Origin of the sequence: Streptomyces longispororuber, from assembly GCF_024448165.1 — a bacterium.
In the GTDB taxonomy this organism is placed as follows: domain Bacteria; phylum Actinomycetota; class Actinomycetes; order Streptomycetales; family Streptomycetaceae; genus Streptomyces; species Streptomyces longispororuber_A.
Genome location: NZ_JAMOLN010000200.1, coordinates 1 through 18,863 on the forward strand (window position 1 = coordinate 1; position 18,863 = coordinate 18,863).

Annotated in this window: 14 protein-coding genes; 5 read left to right on the forward strand and 9 right to left on the reverse strand. The window is 70.7% G+C overall.

The window, feature by feature from the left end:
• Positions 1–277 precede the first annotated feature (277 nt).
• A complete protein-coding gene (locus M4J07_RS38180; protein WP_255979981.1) occupies positions 278–1,963 on the reverse strand; it encodes a ribonuclease J in 1,686 nt (561 codons plus the stop codon).
• 139 nt (positions 1,964–2,102) lie between these two features.
• Positions 2,103–3,002, reverse strand: a complete 900-nt coding sequence (dapA, locus tag M4J07_RS38185; protein ID WP_255979983.1) for a 4-hydroxy-tetrahydrodipicolinate synthase — start codon at positions 3,000–3,002, stop codon at positions 2,103–2,105.
• A 383-nt stretch (positions 3,003–3,385) separates the two neighbouring features.
• Between dapA and M4J07_RS38190 the strand changes: the two genes are divergently transcribed.
• Positions 3,386–3,625, forward strand: coding sequence for a hypothetical protein (locus M4J07_RS38190; protein ID WP_255979985.1), 240 nt, complete (start codon positions 3,386–3,388; stop codon positions 3,623–3,625).
• A gap of 105 nt (positions 3,626–3,730) precedes the next feature.
• Positions 3,731–4,285 carry a hypothetical protein gene (locus M4J07_RS38195; RefSeq protein ID WP_255979987.1) on the forward strand — a complete coding sequence of 185 codons (555 nt, stop codon included), beginning with the start codon at positions 3,731–3,733 and terminating at the stop codon, positions 4,283–4,285.
• A gap of 78 nt (positions 4,286–4,363) precedes the next feature.
• Here the strand turns inward: M4J07_RS38195 and M4J07_RS38200 are convergent, their stop codons facing one another.
• From M4J07_RS38200 to eccD, 6 genes are all read right to left on the reverse strand, one after another.
• Positions 4,364–4,816: a hypothetical protein gene (locus M4J07_RS38200; RefSeq protein WP_255979989.1), complete on the reverse strand. Its 453-nt coding sequence runs from the start codon at positions 4,814–4,816 to the stop codon at positions 4,364–4,366.
• 8 nt (positions 4,817–4,824) lie between these two features.
• The gene (gene dapB, locus M4J07_RS38205; RefSeq protein WP_255979991.1) at positions 4,825–5,580 is read right to left on the reverse strand and encodes a 4-hydroxy-tetrahydrodipicolinate reductase; all 756 of its coding nucleotides are present in this window, start codon (positions 5,578–5,580) and stop codon (positions 4,825–4,827) included.
• Between the two features lie 35 nt (positions 5,581–5,615).
• Positions 5,616–6,995 carry a M16 family metallopeptidase gene (locus M4J07_RS38210; RefSeq protein ID WP_255979993.1) on the reverse strand — a complete coding sequence of 460 codons (1,380 nt, stop codon included), beginning with the start codon at positions 6,993–6,995 and terminating at the stop codon, positions 5,616–5,618.
• Positions 6,992–9,208 carry a polyribonucleotide nucleotidyltransferase gene (locus M4J07_RS38215; RefSeq protein ID WP_255979995.1) on the reverse strand — a complete coding sequence of 739 codons (2,217 nt, stop codon included), beginning with the start codon at positions 9,206–9,208 and terminating at the stop codon, positions 6,992–6,994. Before M4J07_RS38215 ends, M4J07_RS38210 begins: the two co-directional genes overlap by 4 nt.
• Before the next feature lie 290 nt (positions 9,209–9,498).
• A complete protein-coding gene (gene rpsO / locus M4J07_RS38220) occupies positions 9,499–9,786 on the reverse strand; it encodes a 30S ribosomal protein S15 (RefSeq protein ID WP_255979997.1) in 288 nt (95 codons plus the stop codon).
• Positions 9,787–9,967: 181 nt separating this feature from the next.
• On the reverse strand, positions 9,968–11,497 hold the full coding sequence (eccD, locus tag M4J07_RS38225) for a type VII secretion integral membrane protein EccD (protein ID WP_255979999.1): 1,530 nt from the start codon (positions 11,495–11,497) through the stop codon (positions 9,968–9,970).
• 394 nt (positions 11,498–11,891) lie between these two features.
• Between eccD and eccCa the strand changes: the two genes are divergently transcribed.
• From eccCa to M4J07_RS38240, 3 genes are all read left to right on the forward strand, one after another.
• Positions 11,892–15,857 (forward strand): type VII secretion protein EccCa, encoded by a 3,966-nt coding sequence (gene eccCa, locus M4J07_RS38230; RefSeq protein WP_255980001.1) that lies wholly within the window; start codon positions 11,892–11,894, stop codon positions 15,855–15,857.
• Positions 15,858–16,015: 158 nt separating this feature from the next.
• Entirely contained in the window at positions 16,016–16,363 is a 348-nt protein-coding gene (locus tag M4J07_RS38235) for a DUF397 domain-containing protein (protein WP_255980003.1), read from the forward strand.
• Positions 16,364–16,452: 89 nt separating this feature from the next.
• Entirely contained in the window at positions 16,453–17,733 is a 1,281-nt protein-coding gene (locus M4J07_RS38240) for a hypothetical protein (RefSeq protein ID WP_255980005.1), read from the forward strand.
• A gap of 22 nt (positions 17,734–17,755) precedes the next feature.
• On the opposite strand, the gene M4J07_RS38245 is transcribed toward M4J07_RS38240, so the two are convergent.
• Positions 17,756–18,863 (reverse strand): hypothetical protein (locus tag M4J07_RS38245; protein WP_255980007.1); only part of this gene is annotated, 1,108 nt, incomplete at its 5' end.

Genomic DNA, 18,863 nt, shown 5'->3' on the forward strand with positions numbered 1-18,863 from the left:
ATCTTGCTGTCTTGCGTTTCCGACTCTATCAGATCTTTCCGATCCGATTTCCTCGGGGGTTTTGCTTCGCTTTCCAGGAACTCGCTTTCGCGTTTTCCTTTTCAGCGGTTCCGACTTTATCAGAGATTCTGAGTCGGATTTCCCGCCCGTCTCGGGGAGTTGATCCGCGCACCTGAGTGCGGCGGGTTCCCCTTGGGCGGAGCCGTAAACCTACTGGAGCGGGGCGCCCCGATGCAAATCGAGGCGCCCCGCTCCTTAGGTGCTACCGACGTACGGCTCAGACCTCGACGACGACCGGGAGGATCATCGGGCGACGGCGGTAGGTGTCCGAGACCCACTTGCCCAGCGTGCGGCGGATGAGCTGCTGCAGCTGGTGGGGTTCCACGACGCCGTCCTGGGCCGACTTCTCCAGTACGTCCTGGATCCTCGGCATGACGGCGCTGAACGCCGAGTCCTCGATGCCGGAGCCGCGGGCCTGGATGGTCGGACCGCTGGTGATCTTGCCCGTGCTGGAGTCGACCACCACGAAGACCGAGATGATGCCCTCGTCGCCCAGGATCTTGCGGTCCTTGAGCGCCGGCTCGCCGACGTCGCCGACGGAGAGGCCGTCCACGTAGACGTATCCGGCCTGGACCTTGCCCACGATCTTGGCCTTGCCCTCGACGAGGTCGACGACGACGCCGTCCTCGGCGATCACGATGCGGTCGTGCGGGACGCCGGTGAGGGCGCCGAGCTCGGCGTTGGCGCGCAGGTGGCGCCATTCGCCGTGGACCGGCATCAGGTTCTTGGGCTTGCAGATGTTGTAGAAGTACAGGAGCTCGCCCGCGGACGCGTGGCCCGAGACGTGCACCTTGGCGTTGCCCTTGTGGACGACGTTGGCGCCCCAGCGGGTCAGGCCGTTGATCACGCGGTACACCGCGTTCTCGTTGCCGGGGATCAGCGACGACGCCAGGATCACCGTGTCGCCGGAGACGATCCGGATCTGGTGGTCGCGGTTGGCCATCCGGGACAGGGCCGCCATCGGCTCGCCCTGGGAGCCCGTGCAGACCAGGACGATCTCGCTGTCCGGGAGGTCGTCGAGCGTCTTGACGTCGACGACCAGGCCCGGCGGAACCTTCAGGTAGCCGAGGTCCCTCGCGATGCCCATGTTGCGGACCATCGAGCGGCCGACGAAGGCGACGCGGCGGCCGTACTCGTGCGCGGCGTCCAGGATCTGCTGGATGCGGTGCACGTGGCTCGCGAACGACGCGACGATGATCCGCTTCTGGGCGCCGGCGAAGACGCCCCGGATCACGTTCGAGATGTCGCGCTCCGGCGGGACGAAGCCGGGAACCTCGGCGTTCGTCGAGTCGGAGAGGAGCAGGTCCATGCCCTCCTCGCCGAGCCGCGCGAACGTCGGCAGGTCCGTGAGGCGGCGGTCCAGCGGGAGCTGGTCCATCTTGAAGTCGCCCGTGTGGACCACCATGCCGGCCGGGGTGCGGATGGCGACGGCCAGCGCGTCCGGGATGGAGTGGTTGACCGCGACGAACTCGCAGTCGAAGGGGCCCAGGCGCTCGCGGTCGCCCTCGGCGACCTCCAGCGTGTACGGGCGGATGCGGTGCTCCTGGAGCTTCGCCTCGATCAGGGCGAGGGTCAGCTTGGAGCCGATCAGGGGGATGTCCGGCTTCTCCCGGAGGAGGTAGGGGACGCCGCCGATGTGGTCCTCGTGGCCGTGCGTGAGGACGATGCCCTCGATGTCGTCGAGGCGGTCCCTGATGGACGTGAAGTCCGGCAGGATCAGGTCGATTCCGGGCTGCTCCTCCTCGGGGAAGAGCACTCCGCAGTCGACGATCAGGAGGCGACCGTCGTACTCGAAGACGGTCATGTTGCGGCCGATCTCACCGAGGCCGCCGAGCGGGGTGACCCGCAGGCCACCCTTCGGGAGCTTCGGCGGGGCGCCGAGTTCAGGATGCGGATGACTCAAAAGACTCTCCTCACCACACACGCCACGTACCTGTAAGGCACGTGGCGCGCATGACGTTTCGTGCAGTAGCAGTTGTCGTTGGTGTTGCTGGGTCTTGCTGTTCTGTTGATTCAGTTGTGAAGCTTTGCCAAGTCTGTTGTCAGAGCTGTACCCCGCCGGCGGCAAGATCGATCTTGAGCTGGGCCGTTTCGTCGGCGGTGAGCTCGACGAGGGGGAGCCGCAGCGGTCCGGCCGGGAGGCCCTGGAGGCCGAGGGCGGCCTTCGTGGTGATGACGCCCTGGGTGCGGAACATGCCGGTGAAGACGGGGAGCAGCTTCTGGTGGATCTCCGTCGCCTTGTGGACGTCGCCGGAGACGTACGCGTCGAGCATGGCGCGCAGTTCGGGGGCGACCACGTGGCCGACGACCGAGACGAAGCCGCACGCGCCGACCGACAGGAGCGGCAGGTTCAGCATGTCGTCGCCGGAGTACCAGGCCAGGCCCGAGCGGGCGATGGCCCAGGAGGCGCGGCCGAGGTCGCCCTTGGCGTCCTTGTTGGCGACGATGCGCGGGTGCTCGGCCAGCCGGACGATCGTGTCCGTGTTGATCGGTACGCCGCTGCGGCCCGGGATGTCGTAGAGCATCACGGGAAGTTCGGTCGCGTCGGCGATCGCCGTGAAGTGCGCGAGGAGGCCGGCCTGCGGGGGCTTGTTGTAGTACGGCGTGACCGTGAGCAGGCCGTGCGCGCCGGCCTGCTGGGCGGCGCGGGCGAGCTCGATGCTGTGGCGGGTGTCGTTCGTGCCGACTCCGGCGACGACGTGGGCGCGGTCGCCGACCGCCTCCACGATGGCTCGTACGAGATCCGTTTTCTCCGCGTCGCTGGTGGTCGGGGACTCGCCGGTGGTGCCGTTGACGATCAGGCCGTCGTTGCCTGCGTCCACCAGGTGGGCGGCGAGCCGCTGCGCGCCGTCGAGGTCGAGTGCGCCGTCCGCCGTGAAGGGCGTGACCATGGCGGTGAGGACCCTCCCGAAGGGGGTCTGCGGAGTCGAGGTCGGAGCCATGGGTAACACGCTACTCGCTGCTCAGTACCGGGTCCCCCCTCGGGGGATGCGACAAGTCATAACAAAGGTGGAGCCCGGCACTGCCTGCTCGGGGGTTCAAGCAGTGCCGGGTCCGTTTGATCAGGCTAGATGAACTTTACGAAATGCCGCAATACGGACACTTCGGTCGACTGATCCGTACATCTGTGCCGTGCCCAGCAGCGTGGCGCCGCGCGGCCGTTGACACCTCGCGACAGGCGGGCGTTTGCCCCGAGGACGGGCCATCTCCGGCGAACGAGAGCGAACTTCAGTGAATTTGGCGAAACAGGGCACCTTTTGGTGCGTTCGAGCGTCTGTGTAGATGAACACAGTTCGTTCGAACCCCTTGAGGAGAAGCACCGCCCATGTTTCGTCGGCGCGAGCCCGTTCCGTTCGCCTTCATCGCCGAAGCCGACAAGTTCCGCAGTAACGTCACGCCGCCCGCACGGGAACGCCCGTCCGCAGGCCAGATCGCCGGTCGCGCCCTGGTGGGGCTGACCGTCGTCGCCGGGCTCGTGGGTTCCCTGTTGTTCGGGATTCCCGCACTGTCGGCAGACCAGTCGCCCGGGCACACCCAGAACTCAGAGGCCTCCGACGGCCGCTGACCGCTTCTCGACTCGTCCGGACCCCCTGGGGTGGAAGGCCGCTGCGCGCCTGGGTAGCCTCACCGGGCACAGCCCCCATCCAGTGTGGACGAGTGAGGACCAGTCGTGCCCCTGCCCTTCCTGACGGCCGACCGTGCTTTTGAGGACGCCGCGGACACCGCGCTGCCCTTCGACGACCGTGACCAGTGGCGCCGCCCCTACCGCCCGGGCCCTTACCGGGTGGGCGCGGCCGCGCTGCTGCTCCTCCTCGCGTCGTACGTGCTGTTCGCCTCGGTGATCATCGCGGCGGCCGGCGACACGTCCGCGGCCTCGGTGTGCGGCGGGATCGCGGTGCTGATCATCGCGGCGGCCCTGCGGCTGCTCCGGATGGGCACCTGGGTGAGCGCGCGCGGACTGCGCCACGTCGCCTTCCTGAAGACGCAGACGGTTCCGTGGAACAAGGTGGTCACCGCGCGCACGGTGCAGCAGCCGGTGCGCTGGCTCGGACTGCCCCGCACGGTCCAGGGGCAGGCCCTGATCCTCGTACGACGTGACCGGCAGGGCGAGCAGACGACGCTGCTCACCAGCCACAACGGTGACTTCCTCGGGCGGGCCACGGCGTTCGACCGGGCGTCGGACAGCGTCGAGGTGTGGAGCGAGGAGTACCGGTCGCAGCGCTGAGCGCGCCACCACTCCCCGCACGGCGAAGGGGCCGCACCGACATCCCGTCGGTGCGGCCCCTTCGCCGTGCGGCGTGCGTCAGGCCGGCACGGGACGGCCCTCGTGGAGCGCGATCGCGCGCTGCATCGCCTTCCGCGCACGCGGGGTGTCCCGCGCGTCCCGGTAGGCGACCGCGAGCCGGAACCAGCAGCGCCAGTCCCCCGGTGCGTCCTCCGTCTCGGCCCTGCGCCGGGCGAAGACCTCGTCCGCGGAGTCCCGGTCGATGCGGCCGTGCTCGTCGCGGCGGAGTTCGTCGACGGGCAGCCCGCCCTCCGCCTCCAGGAGTTCGGCGAGGCGGTTGGCCTTGCGGACGAACCGGGTGTTCGCCCACAGGAACCACACGCCGATCACCGGAAGGATCAGCACCGCGACGCCGAAGGTGATCGTCAGGGCGGTGCCGTGCTTGATGAGCATGATTCCGCGGTCGCCCGCCAGGACGAAGTAGACGACCAGGACCGCGGCCGTGATCGCGTAGGTGATTTTCGCGCGCATCGCCGCAGTCAGCCGTTCAGGTCGAGGAAGTGTTCCAGGCCGAAGGTGAGGCCGGGGGTCGTGACGACCTTGCGGGCGCCGAGCAGGATGCCCGGCATGAAGCTGCTGTGGTGCAGCGAGTCGTGGCGGATCGTAAGGGTCTCGCCCTCACCGCCCAGGAGGACCTCCTGGTGGGCGAGGAGACCGCGCAGGCGGACCGAGTGGACCGGGATGCCGTCGACGTCCGCGCCGCGCGCGCCGTCCAGCGCCGTCGCCGTGGCGTCGGGCATGGCGGCGCTGCCCGCCTTCTGCCGGGCCGCGGCGATCAGTTGGGCGGTGCGGGAGGCCGTGCCCGAGGGCGCGTCGACCTTCTTCGGGTGGTGCAGCTCGATGACCTCGACGGACTCGAAGTACGGGGCCGCCACCTCGGCGAACTTCATGGTCAGGACCGCGCCGATGGAGAAGTTCGGCGCGATCAGGACACCCGTCGTCGGGGAGGCCGCCAGCCACCGGTCGAGCTGCGCGAGGCGCTCGTCCGTCCAGCCGGTCGTGCCGACGACGGCGTGGATGCCGTGCCCGGTGCAGAACTCCAGGTTCTCCATGACGGAGTCGGGCGTGGTCAGTTCGACCGCGACCTGGGCGCCCGACTCGGCGAGCGCGTCCAGCTTGTCGCCGCGGCCGAGCGCGGCGACGAGCTCCATGTCCTCCGCGGCCTCCACGGCCCGTACGGCCTCGGAACCGATGCGGCCCTTGGCTCCGAGGACCGCCACGCGCAGCTTGCTCATGTTCTCCCAGTTCCTTCAGTACTCGGTGCGGGGTGTTACGCGACCGCTTCGTGCAGACGTGCCGCCTGCTTGTCCTTGAGCGGGCCGATGACCGACAGGGACGGGCGCTGTCCCAGGATCTCGCGGGCCACCTCGCGCACCTCGTCCGGGGTCACCGCGGCGATGCGCTCCAGCATGTCGTCGACCGACATCTGCTCGCCCCAGCACAGCTCGCTCTTGCCGATGCGGTTCATGAGCGCTCCGGTGTCCTCCAGGCCGAGGACCGTGGAGCCGGCCAGCTGGCCGACGGCCCGGCTGATCTCGTCGTCGCCGAGACCGTGCTGGGCGACCTGGTCGAGCTCGTCGCGGCAGATCTTCAGGACGTCGTGCACCTGGCTCGGGCGGCAGCCCGCGTACACGCCGAACAGACCGCAGTCCGCGAAGGCCGACGAGTACGAGTACACGCTGTACGCCAGGCCGCGCTTCTCGCGGACCTCCTGGAAGAGGCGGGAGGACATGCCGCCGCCCAGCGCCGTGTTGAGCACGCCCATGGCCCAGCGGCGGTCGTCGGTGCGGGCCAGGCCCGGCATGCCGAGGACGACGTGGGCCTGCTCGGTCTTGCGGCCGAGGAGCTCCATCCGGCCCGCGGCACGCAGCGTCCTGCGTCCGGCGCGCGGGCCGACGGGCTCCGCCACCGCGCCGTTCAGGGCGCCCGACTTCTCGAAGGCGGCGCGGACCTGGCGCACCACCTTGTTGTGGTCGACGTTGCCCGCGGCGGCGACGACCAGGTGCGTCGGGTCGTAGTGCTTCTTGTAGAAGCGGGAGATCTGGCCGCGGCTCAGCGCGTTGATCGTGTCGACCGTGCCGAGGACCGGGCGGCCCAGCGGGGTGTCGCCGAGCATCGTGTGCGAGAACAGGTCGTGGACGCAGTCGCCCGGGTCGTCCTCGGTCATCGCGATCTCTTCGAGGATCACGCCGCGCTCCGCGTCGACGTCCGCCTCCTCGATGAGGGAGCCGGTCAGCATGTCGCAGACGACGTCTATGGCGAGCGGCAGGTCGGTGTCGAGCACGCGCGCGTAGTAGCACGTGTACTCCTTCGCCGTGAACGCGTTCATCTCGCCGCCGACCGCGTCGATCGCGGCGGAGATGTCGAGCGCGCTGCGCTTCCTGGTGCCCTTGAAGAGGAGGTGCTCCAGGTAGTGCGTCGCGCCGTTCAGCGTCGGGGTCTCGTCGCGCGAGCCCACGTGGGCCCAGATGCCGAACGTCGCCGAGCGGACGGAGGGCAGGGTCTCGGTGACGATGCGCAGGCCGCTCGGGAGCGTCGTCCTGCGGACCGTGCCGATGCCGTTCGTGCCCTTGATCATGGTTTGGGTACGGGCGACGGCCCGCGCCTCCGAGGAGGTGCGGGCCGTCGCCTTGGTGCTACGGGACGTCACTTGTCGGTGTCGTCCTTCGCGTCGTCGCCCTCTTCGCCCTCGATGACGGGGACGAGGGAGAGCTTGCCGCGGGAGTCGATCTCGGCGATCTCGACCTGGACCTTCTGGCCCACGCCGACGACGTCCTCGACGTTCTCCACGCGCTTGCCTCCGGCGAGCTTGCGGATCTGCGAGATGTGCAGCAGACCGTCCTTGCCCGGCATGAGCGAGACGAACGCACCGAAGGTCGTCGTCTTCACGACGGTGCCCAGGTAGCGCTCGCCGACCTCCGGCATGGTCGGGTTGGCGATGCCGTTGATCGTGGCGCGGGCGGCCTCGGCCTGCGAGCCCTGCGCGGCACCGATGTAGATGGTGCCGTCGTCCTCGATCGTGATGTCGGCGCCGGTGTCCTCCTGGATCTGGTTGATCATCTTGCCCTTGGGGCCGATGACCTCACCGATCTTGTCGACCGGGATCTTGACCGTGATGATCCGCGGAGCGTTCGGGGACATCTCGTCCGGGACGTCGATCGCTTCCATCATCACGTCGAGGATGTGGAGGCGGGCGTCCTTGGCCTGCTTGAGGGCGGCGGCCAGGACGGAGGCCGGGATGCCGTCGAGCTTCGTGTCCAGCTGGAGGGCCGTGACGAAGTCCTTGGTACCGGCGACCTTGAAGTCCATGTCACCGAACGCGTCCTCGGCACCGAGGATGTCGGTGAGCGCGACGTAGTGCGTCTCGCCCTTGATCTCCTGGGAGATCAGGCCCATGGCGATACCGGCGACGGGGGCCTTCAGCGGCACACCGGCGTTCAGCAGCGACATGGTGGAGGCGCAGACGGAGCCCATGGACGTCGAGCCGTTCGAGCCCAGCGCCTCGGAGACCTGGCGGATCGCGTAGGGGAACTCCTCGCGCGTCGGCAGGACCGGCACGATCGCGCGCTCGGCGAGCGCGCCGTGGCCGATCTCGCGGCGCTTGGGGGAGCCGACGCGGCCCGTCTCACCGACGGAGTACGGCGGGAAGTTGTAGTTGTGCATGTAGCGCTTGCGGGTCACCGGGGAGAGGGTGTCCAGCTGCTGCTCCATGCGCAGCATGTTCAGCGTGGTGACGCCCAGGATCTGGGTCTCGCCACGCTCGAACAGGGCGGAGCCGTGCACGCGCGGGATGGCCTCGACCTCGGCGGCCAGGGTGCGGATGTCGGTGACACCGCGGCCGTCGATGCGCTTCTTCTCCTTGATGACGCGCTCACGGACCAGGGACTTGGTCAGCGAGCGGTACGCGGCGGAGATCTCCTTCTCGCGGCCCTCGAACTGCGGGAGCAGCTTCTCGGCGGCCAGACCCTTGACGCGGTCCAGCTCGGCCTCGCGGTCCTGCTTGCCCGGGATGGTGAGGGCGGCGGACAGCTCGGACTTGACCGCGGCGGTCAGGGCCTCGAGCACGTCGTCCTGGTAGTCCAGGAAGATCGGGAACTCGGCGGTCGGCTTGGCGGCCTTCGCGGCGAGGTCGGCCTGGGCCTTGCACAGCACCTTGATGAAGGGCTTGGCGGCCTCGAGACCGGCGGCGACGACCTCCTCGGTCGGCGCCTCGGCGCCGCCCTCGACCAGCTTGATGGTCTTCTCGGTGGCCTCGGCCTCGACCATCATGATCGCGACGTCGCCGTCCTCCAGGACGCGACCGGCGACGACCATGTCGAAGACGGCGTCCTCGAGCTCGGTGTGCGTCGGGAACGCGACCCACTGGCCGTTGATCAGCGCGACGCGGACGCCGCCGACGGGGCCGGAGAAGGGCAGACCGGCCAGCTGCGTCGACGCGGACGCGGCGTTGATCGCCACGACGTCGTACAGGTGGTCGGGGTTGAGGGCCATGACCGTGGCGACGACCTGGATCTCGTTGCGCAGGCCCTTCTTGAAGGACGGGCGCAGCGGGCGGTCGATCAGGCGGCAGGTGAGGACGGCGTCCTCGGAGGGGCGGCCCTCGCGGCGGAAGAAGCTGCCGGGGATCTTGCCGGCGGCGTACATCCGCTCCTCGACGTCCACCGTGAGGGGGAAGAAGTCGAGCTGGTCCTTGGGGTTCTTCGAGGCCGAGGTGGCCGAGAGCACCATGGTGTCGTCGTCGAGGTAGGCGACGGCGGAGCCGGCGGCCTGGCGGGCGAGGCGGCCCGTCTCGAAGCGGATGGTGCGGGTGCCGAAGGAGCCGTTGTCGATGACGGCCTCGGCGTAGTGGGTCTCGTTCTCCACTAGCGTTTTCTCCGTTACTTTCGTCTGTTTCGTCTTTTGTCCTGATCTGCCCGTGTGACAGTCGGACGGAACGGAGAAGCGCGCCTTGGGTGCGGGCCGGTCTTCGATCGAAGCACCCGGGGATCCTCTTGCGTCTCCGGGGGCCACTACCGAGGACCGGCGGCGGCGAGGGTGCGCTTCTCCTCGTGAAGGTGGTCGTACGTCACCAGACTACAAAGCGTCTGTGACAATGCGCACGTACAGCAAAGGGAGCGGCCCCCTTGAGTGGGAACCGCTCCCTTCATGGCGTCTTAGCGGGCGCCGGCCGCACCACGGCGGATACCGAGGCGCTCGACCAGGACACGGAAGCGCGCGATGTCCTTCTTGGCCAGGTACTGCAGAAGGCGGCGACGCTGGCCGACCAGGATCAGCAGACCACGACGCGAGTGGTGGTCGTGCTTGTGCGTCTTGAGGTGCTCGGTCAGGTCCGAGATGCGGCGGGAGAGCATGGCCACCTGGACCTCGGGGGAACCGGTGTCGCCCTCCTTGGTGCCGAACTCGGCCATGATCTGCTTCTTCGTAGCGGTGTCGAGAGCCACGCGTACTCCTCGTAGAGTTTTCGATGCCGCCGAGTGCCCCTGGTCTACATCTCAGGAGATCTTCCGTAACTCGGGAGGCGGGGATCCGCTGGGCGCTGCCCCCAGGGAAGCCGGGGGCGCGTACACAAACGGCCGTCACACAGCGTACCAGCCGTCGGACACGCCCCCGAACGGACCCCGGTCAGCTGGTCATGGCCCGGGCCGACGCGTACACGTCGAAGACCGCGAGGGCCAGCGGGATCAGCGTGAGCAGGACGAATGTCTCGGCGATCTCCAGGAAGCGGCCCCAGAACGGGGTGACGCCGCGACGCGGAGTGATCAGGCCGACCGAGGTCACCAGGGCGGTGGCGGCCGCGACCGCCGCGACGATCCAGACCGTGCGGATGTCGAGCGCGGTGGTGTCCTGCTTGAGCGCGTCGATCACGTAGTCGACCGGCGGGTGCAGGGCCAGGCCGAGGCCGAGGAAGACCAGGGCGGCGAGGCCGGCGGCGAGCGTGGCGCCCACCTGGGCCGTGTAGCGGAAGAGGTGGGCGCGCATCAGCATCGCGATGCCGGTGGCCAGGGCGAGCAGCTGCCCCCACACGTTGCTGGAGAAGCCGAGGACGATCGACGCGCCCACGGAGACCAGCGCGCAGCCGCCGACGAGGCCGACGAGCAGTTCGTGGCCGCGGCGGGCCTGGGCGGCGACGCGCTCGGCGTCGACGGCCTCGTGCGGGTCGGTCGGGTCCATCGTCGTCTCGTAGCCCGCGCGGCCCGGGGTGGGCGGCTCGAAGCCGATGGGCAGCCGTGCGAAGCGCATGGACAGGCCCGGCAGGAAGGCGAGCGCGCTGACCGCGAGCGGCGCGCAGATGGCGGCCGTCTCGATCGGCTTCAGATGGGTGAGCTGCGCGATGAAGGTGGTGACCAGCCCGATGAAGGAGGCGAAGACGAACGCCACGAAGGGGCCGTCACCGCCGGGCGAGACCAGGGTGAGCACCACGGCGGCGACCAGGACCGCCGCGCAGGCGAGCAGGAACTGGAGGCGGCCGATGCCCTGGCCCTCGGAGAGGGGCAGCAGGCCCGAGCCTGCCACCGCCATGTTCGGCAGGGCGCCGAGGCCGAGCGCGATCGCCGAGCCCCGGTCGTCGTAGACCCGGGCACGGACGCAGGCGAGGGTGACCAGCAGGACGCCGGCCACCGCGGCGAGGATGCCCTGCAGGCTGTGCATGTCGTGCCGGATCCGCAGGGTCGTGAACTGCGAGTTCCAGGTCACGAAGGCGATCAGGGCGGGCAGGATCGCGGCGGCCACCAAGCCCGCCGCGCGCGTGAGGTCGCCGCTCCACAGGGTGCGGTCCTTCGTGACGGCGGAGGCGACGGCCTCGGAGACGTCGTCGAAGACGGCGGGCGGCAGCGACTCGGAGAACGGGCGCAGCGTGAGCAGCTCGCCGTCCAGGATGCGCTGCGCGACGAACGAGCGGGCGCTGTCGAGGACGGTGCCGTCGCGGCGTACGAGGTGGTAGCCGACGGGGGCGCCCTCGGCCGGGCTCTGCTGGGAGAGCCGCAGGATCTCGGGGTACAGGTCGGCGACCGGTACGTCGTCGGGCAGGGCCACGTCGATACGGCTGTCGGGCGCCACGATCGTGACGCGGCAGAAGCCGGATCCGGTGGCCGCCCCGGCAGGGGCTCCGGTGCCCGATCCGCCGGCTCGGCCGGCCGGCGCGGAGGCCGTCATGCTCACCTGCTGTTCCCCCTTTTGTTCCCGACCGCCGTTCCCGAGGGCTGGCTCGGTGCCCGGTCGGTGCTCGATCGGTGCTCGCTCGGTGGAGGACGGGCGCGGTGCGTACCGCGCGCATCCGTCTGTAAAGATCCTGTGTACGTTGCGCCGTGCGCTCCGTCCGGCCGGTCACACACGCTGTCCCGCCGGGGCTCCGGAGGAGTCGCGCGTTCCGAACCGTGTGGAATGCCCGATTTTCCCGGTGCGATTCGCAACTGCTCACGCGTACCTCCGGCACCCTACCGCCCGCCTGTGTCCGTAGTTGTCAGTAGGATCGCGAACCGCGATCGACGTCCGCCTGACACGGGGCGGCGGACGGAACAGCTCGGTCCGGCAAGGGAATTGGTGCAGAGTGAGCCACATCGTCGTCAAGCGCCCACCTCGGGCACTGCCGTCCGAGGTGCCCACGGAAGAGGTGATGCTGCAGCCTCCGCCGGAGCTTCCGCGGGGGCAGCAGGAAGGCGCCCTGATGCAGATCCTGCCCATGCTGGGCATGGGCGGCTCGGTGGTGTTCTTCTTCAACCCGTCGTCCCCGCCGTTCATGCGGATCATGGGCATGGTCATGGTGGCGTCCACGATCGGGATGGGCGTCGCGATGCTGGTCCGCTACCGCCGTGGCAACCAGGGCCAGATGGCCGACATGCGCCGCGACTACCTGCGCTATCTCTCCCAGACCCGCCGCGAGGCCGTGGGCACCGCGCGCAAGCAGCGGGACGCCCAGTACTACCTGCACCCTTCGCCGGAGCAACTGTGGGCGCTGGTCGCCGAGGGCAGCCGCGTCTGGGAGCGGCGCACCGGTGACGAGGACTTCGGGCAGGTACGGGTCGGCCTCGGCCCGCAGGGTCTGGCCACTCCCCTGGTGCCGCCGCAGACCGCTCCCGTCGACGAGCTGGAGCCGCTGACCGCCGGCGCGATGCAGCGCTTCCTCGCCACGCACAGCACGCTCGAGGAACTGCCGATGGCGGTCTCGCTGCGCGCCTTCTACCACGTGTCCGTGAGCGGTGAGCCGACGACCGTGCGCGGCTCCGCCCGTGCGCTGACCGCTTCGCTGGCGTCGCTGCACTCCCCCGAGGACCTGGTGATCGCCGTCGCCACCGGGCGCGCGTCCGCGCCCGAGTGGGAGTGGACCAAGTGGCTGCCGCACACGCAGGTGCCCGGTGTCGCCGACGGCGCGGGCAGCCGCCGGCTGATCACGACGAACCCGGTCGAGCTGGAGGACCTGCTCGGCTCCCGCCTGGAGGGCCGGCCGCGCTTCCACCCCGGGGGCGCCCCCGTTCCCGAGCAGCCGCACCTGGTGGTCGTCCTCGACGGGGTCTCCCTGCCGCCCACCTCGATGCTGGCCAGCCCCGAGGGCCTGCAGGGCGTGACGGTCCTTGAGGTCGTCCCCGGCGACCTCGCGGCGGGCCGCGGCGACCTCTCCATCGTGGTGAACCCGAAGGTGCTGCGCCTGGAGTCGTCCCACGGCATGGTCTACGAGGGCACGCCGGACGTCCTCTCGTACGCCGGGGCCGAGGCGCTCGCCCGGCAGCTCGCGCCGCTGCGCATGGCGTCGGGCGGTGACAGCGACGACGAGCCGCTGCTCGCCAACCTGGAGTTCACCGACCTGATGAACCTGGGCGACGCGGCGACCGTCGACACCAAGCGGACCTGGCGCCCGCGCTCGCAGGCCGAGCGGCTGCGCGTGCCGATCGGTGTCGGCGACGACGGCCGGCCCGTGATGCTCGACCTGAAGGAAGCCGCCCAGGAGGGCATGGGCCCGCACGGTCTGTGCGTCGGCGCGACCGGTTCCGGCAAGTCGGAGCTGCTGCGCACCCTGGTGCTCGGTCTCGCGGTGACGCACTCCTCCGAGACGCTGAACTTCGTCCTCGCGGACTTCAAGGGTGGTGCGACGTTCGCGGGCATGGCCCAGATGCCGCACGTCGCGGCCGTGATCACGAACCTCGCGGACGACCTCACGCTGGTCGACCGCATGGGTGACTCCATCCGTGGTGAGCTCAACCGCCGCCAGGAGATGCTCCGCGACGCGGGCAACTACGCGAACATCCACGACTACGAGAAGGCGCGCGCGGCCGGTGCCCCGCTGCAGCCGATCCCGTCCCTCGTCCTGGTGATCGACGAGTTCTCCGAGCTGTTGACGGCGAAGCCGGATTTCATCGAGATGTTCGTGCAGATCGGCCGCATCGGCCGTTCGCTGGGCGTGCACCTGCTGCTCGCCTCGCAGCGTCTGGAGGAGGGCCGGCTGCGCGGTCTGGAGACGTACCTCTCGTACCGCATCGGTCTGCGGACCTTCTCGGCCGCCGAGTCGCGCGCCGCGCTGGGCGTCCCGGACGCGTACGAGCTGCCGAACGTGCCGGGTTCCGGCTTCCTGAAGTTCGGCACCGACGAGATGGTGCGGTTCAAGGCGGCGTACGTGTCCGGTGTGTACCGGACGGGTTCCGCGCAGGTCGTGACGCCGGGCGGGCCGCTGCCGGTGGACCGTCGGCCGGTGCTGTTCACGGCGGCCGAAGTGCCGGTCCAGTACGTCCCCGTGCCGCAGCAGCGCGAGGAAGCCCCCAAGGAGGAGAAGGACGACGCGCTCGCCGACACCGTGCTCGACGTGATCGTGCGGCGTCTGGAGGCGCAGGGCCCGGCGGCGCACCAGGTGTGGCTGCCGCCGCTGGACAGCCCGCCGTCGCTCGACTCGCTGCTGCCCGGCCTCACGCCCGTGCAGGGCCGCGGTCTCACCCAGCCCGGCTACGAGGGCGCGGGACGCCTCGTCGTTCCCGTCGGCCTCGTCGACAAGCCGTACGAGCAGCGCCGCGACCCGCTGTGGATCGACTTCGGCGGCGCGGCCGGGCACATGCAGATCCTCGGTGGTCCGCAGTCCGGCAAGTCGACGCTGCTGCGCTCGATCATCGCGTCGTTCGCCCTGACGCACACGCCGCAGGAAGTCCAGTTCTACGGGCTCGACTTCGGTGGTGGCGGCATGGCCGCCGTGCAGGGGCTGCCGCACGTGGGCGGCGTGGCCTCCCGGCTCGACCCGGAGAAGGTGCGCCGGACGACGGCGGAGGTCTACGGCATCCTGACCCGGCGCGAGGAGTACTTCCGCACGGCGGGCATCGCCTCGATCGCCGACTTCCGCAACCGCCGCGCGCGGGGCGACATCTCGATGACGGACCAGCCGTGGGGCGACGTGTTCCTGGTCATCGACGGCTGGGGCAACTTCCGTACGGACTACGAGGCGCTGGAAGGCTTCGTCCTGGACATCGCGGCGCGCGGTCTCGGTTACGGCATCCACGTGATCCTGACGGCGTCGCGGTCCATGGAGGTCCGGGCGAACATGAAGGACCACCTCATGAACCGCCTGGAGCTGCGGCTCGGCGACACGATGGACTCCGAGTTCGACCGCAAGGTCGCGGCCAACGTGCCGACGGGCGTGCCCGGTCGTGGTCAGACGCCGCAGAAGCAGCACTTCATGGCGGCGGTCCCGCGGATCGACGGCCTGTCGTCGGACACGGACCTGGCGGAGGCCACGTCGGCGCTCGCCACCGAGGTCACCCGGCACTGGACGCAGCCCGGTGCGCCCGAGGTCCGGCTGCTGCCGCGGGAGTTCGCCGCGCGCCAGCTGCCGCCGGGGAACACGTTCCCTGACCGGGGCATCGCGTTCGCGCTCGACGAGGACAACCTCGAGCCGGTGTTCGTGGACTTCGACCAGGACCCGTTCTTCCTGATCTTCGGCGAGAGCGAGTCCGGCAAGTCGAACATGCTGAAGCTGATCATCCGTCAGCTCACCCAGCGGTACGACGGCAACGACTGCAAGATGTTCGTGGTCGACAACCGCCGTTCGCTGCTCGACGTGACGCCGAAGTCGCACCTGGCCGAGTACATCCCGATGTCGAACCAGATGGCGCACCACATGGACGCCCTGGCCGACCTGATGCAGCGCCGCACGCCGACCGCCGACGTCACGGCGCAGCAGCTGCGCGACCGCAGTTGGTGGCGCGGCCCGACGGTCTACGTGATCATCGACGACTACGACCTGGTGTCGACGTCGAGCGGCAACCCGCTGGCGGGGCTGACCGAACTGCTGCCGTTCGCCCGTGACGTGGGCGTGCGCTTCATCATCGCCCGCTCGACGGCCGGTGGCGGCCGGGCGAGCTACGAGAACTTCATGCAGCGCATCAAGGAACTCGGGGCGCAGGGCGTCGTCCTGGCCGGTGACCCGGCCGAGGGCGATCTGCTGGGCGGGGTCCGGCCGCGGCCGATGCCGCCGGGCCGCGGCGTGTTCGTGTCGCGCAAGCGCGGCAAGCCGTTGATCCAGGTCGGCCTGGAGGACTGACGCCGACAGCTCGCCGGAAGGGGGCCGCACTCTACTGGGTGCGGCCCCCTTCCGTACCCCGGTGGGGTTGATCCTCGCGGAGCCCGGGAGGGGGCGGGCCGCTGCCAAGTAGGGTGACGGAACAGGCTGTTCGTACGTCGGGAAGGGGCCCGCTCAGCATGGGTGACGAGGCAGAGGACCAGCAGGCCGGGCAGGGGGCGCGGAGCCCCGAGACGCCCGAGGAGATGAAGGCCCGCAAGGAGCGCGAGAAGGACACGCTGTACGCGCTCGACATCTCCGGCGTCGAGTGGCACAGCGCGCCGGGCACGGAGCAGCACGAGGAGCGCGTCGAGATCGCGTACCTGCCGGACGGCGCCGTCGCGATGCGGTCGTCGCTGGAGCCGCAGACCGTGCTGCGGTACACCGAGGCGGAGTGGACGGCGTTCGTCCTGGGCGCCAGGGACGGCGAGTTCGACCTGGAGCCGGCGCCGCAGGCCGGCGGCCTGGACGCCCAGCAGGGCCAGTAGCGGTCCGTACGCCCCCGTCATCCGGCCTCCCCGGCCCCGGAGGCCCCTGACCGCGTGCGGCGGTCCGATCCAGGAAGGGCGACCACGCCATGGCCCTCGGCACCGGCCCGACCAGCGGTTCCCCCGCGCCCACCGGATGGCGGCGCGGGCGTTCCTGGATGCGCCGGCACCGGCTCCTGTCGGGTGCGGTGGCCACGGTCGTGGTCGCGGCCGGCGTGGTGGTGCCGCTGACCGTGACCGGCGCGTCGGCGACGCCCTGCCGGACCGTGTCCGCCACGGTCCGCGCGCTCGCGGACGATCCGGCCGCCGCCACCGCGGCCCTCGACCCGGCGGACGACGCGAGCCGTCTTTCGGCCGCCCGGAACCTCCTGGACCACGACCGCTTCTGCGGCGACGGCGCCCGCGTGCTCGGCCGCGTGATCACGGCGGGCACCGGCGCCACGTCCCCGGCCGCGCCCCATACGGAGGCGCAGGCCCGGGCCACGTACGCGGTCGCCGCCGCGCTCTCCCACCGCGACGGCCTCCCGGAGGGGCTTTCCCCGGCCGTGGCCCGCATGCTGGCGGAGTACGTGGTGGACGTGACGCGCCAGTTCGACTCCATCGGGGTCCGCGACGATCTGACGGGCCCCGCGGAGCCGGCCGCCACGGCGACGGCCCTCGATCCGTCCGGCTACACGCCGTACGGCCGGTTCCTCGCCCCGCACGAGGCGCACGTCAACTTCGGCTACGCGGCCGAGTTCGCCCGCGCGCAGAAGCCGGAGCTCGACCTGCTGGTCGCCGAACTGACCGCGGACCCGCAGGCGTTCGCGATCCTCTACGACGCCGAACTCGCCTACGTCTCGCACTACGTGGAGCGGCTGACCGATCGCGCGGGCGACCCGGACGCCCGCGTCACGGCCGAGAACGCCGGAGACGGCGGGGAAGCCGGAGACGGCGGAGACGGCGGGGGCAAAGAGCGGTCCCGTGCCCGCGGCGGAGACTGGCACAGCGACGACCTGACGTGGCCGGACAACGACCTGGAGGACGCCGCCTCGCTGATCGGTTCGCTGATGCAGGCCAGGTCGCGGTACGCGAAGGACGGCACGATCGGGGACCTGGCGGCGTTCGACCGGTCCGTCCGCGCCCGCCTGCGCGGCGTGTACCGCACCGCGGACGACCGGGTGACGAGCCGCCCGCCGATGGGCACGATCGCCGGGCGCCCGGTGTCGGGCCGGCTGCGCGGTGACGTCTTCGACGGCCGCCGACAGCTCACCACGGTGTACGACGCCTGGGCCCGCGCGCGCGGCATTCCGGCCGAACGGGCGGCGGGGCAGCGGCAGTTGATGGACGACGCCTACGTCCGGGGGTACTGGCTGCGGACCGTGTACTGAGCCGGTCCCGCGCCCGCCCGGCTCAGAACGTGAACCGGGGCTCGCCCGCGCATCCGCCGTGCCGCCGCACCTGGTCCGTCACGAACAGCCGCAGCAGCCGCCGCTGATCGGCGCGGTCGATCTTCACCCGGGACGGCACGCGCGAGGTGCCCAGACGGAAGTTGGCGGTGCCGTCGGCGCAGCGCACGGTGGCCGTCATGGGCAGGCGCCGCCCGTTGCGGTCATCGTCGACGACGAAGCGGTTGCTCCACGACCCGTACCAGGCCCGCAGGGTGAACCACTGGTCGTCCTCGGAGCCGGGCACCGGGCTGCTGAGCTCGCAGCTGCCGAGCGGGGCCGCGGCGCCGCCGAGCTGACCGGAGGTGGTCCAGGTGCCGGGCTCGGACCGCCCGGACGACGCAGACGTCCCGGACGGCTCGGACAGCCAGCCGGCCACGAGCCTGCCGCAGGGGGACGTGGCGGCGCCCTGCGCCGTGACCTTCTCCTCCGCGGTGTCGTCCCTGCCCGGGTCGGGGAGCGTCGCACGGGCCGCCGCGCCGCGTACGCGCAGCGGTTCGGCGCCGCAACCCAGCTCCTTCGAGGCCGAGTTGGTGAACTCCACGGCGGACCGGTACGCCGCTCCCGGCACCCCGGTGAGGGCGTCCTCCGAGAATCCGCCGACGGTCGTCAGCTGCCGGGGCTGCCCGTCCGGGTCCTCACCCAGGGCCGGACAGGGCACGCGCAGCAGGACGCGCCGCGTCGAGTCGACGAAACCGGGGAGCCCGCCGGGCAGCAGCGCGTAGGCCTCGCTCCCTTCGTCGTGCGCGTCGTCGAAGGTCTCGCGGTACAGCCGGTCCCGGTCGTCCCGCCGGGTGGAGGCGGACAGGGCGAACAGGCCCCACGCGTCGTCGTGCTCGTCGTCCGCGGCGACCTCCAGGACGCAGGTGTAGACGCCGAGCCCCGCGTACGCCTTCCCCTCCGAGTGGTCCAGGTGGGCGCCGTCCGGGGTGAGCCGGTCGACGGTGTCCCCGGCCACGGACCCGTCGCACACGTCGCGGGCGACCAGGTAGTCGCGGGCGTAGGGCTCCGCGAACCAGCCGGTCAGGGCGAGGACCGCGACGGCGGAGACCAGCCAGGTGAGGCGGCGGCGA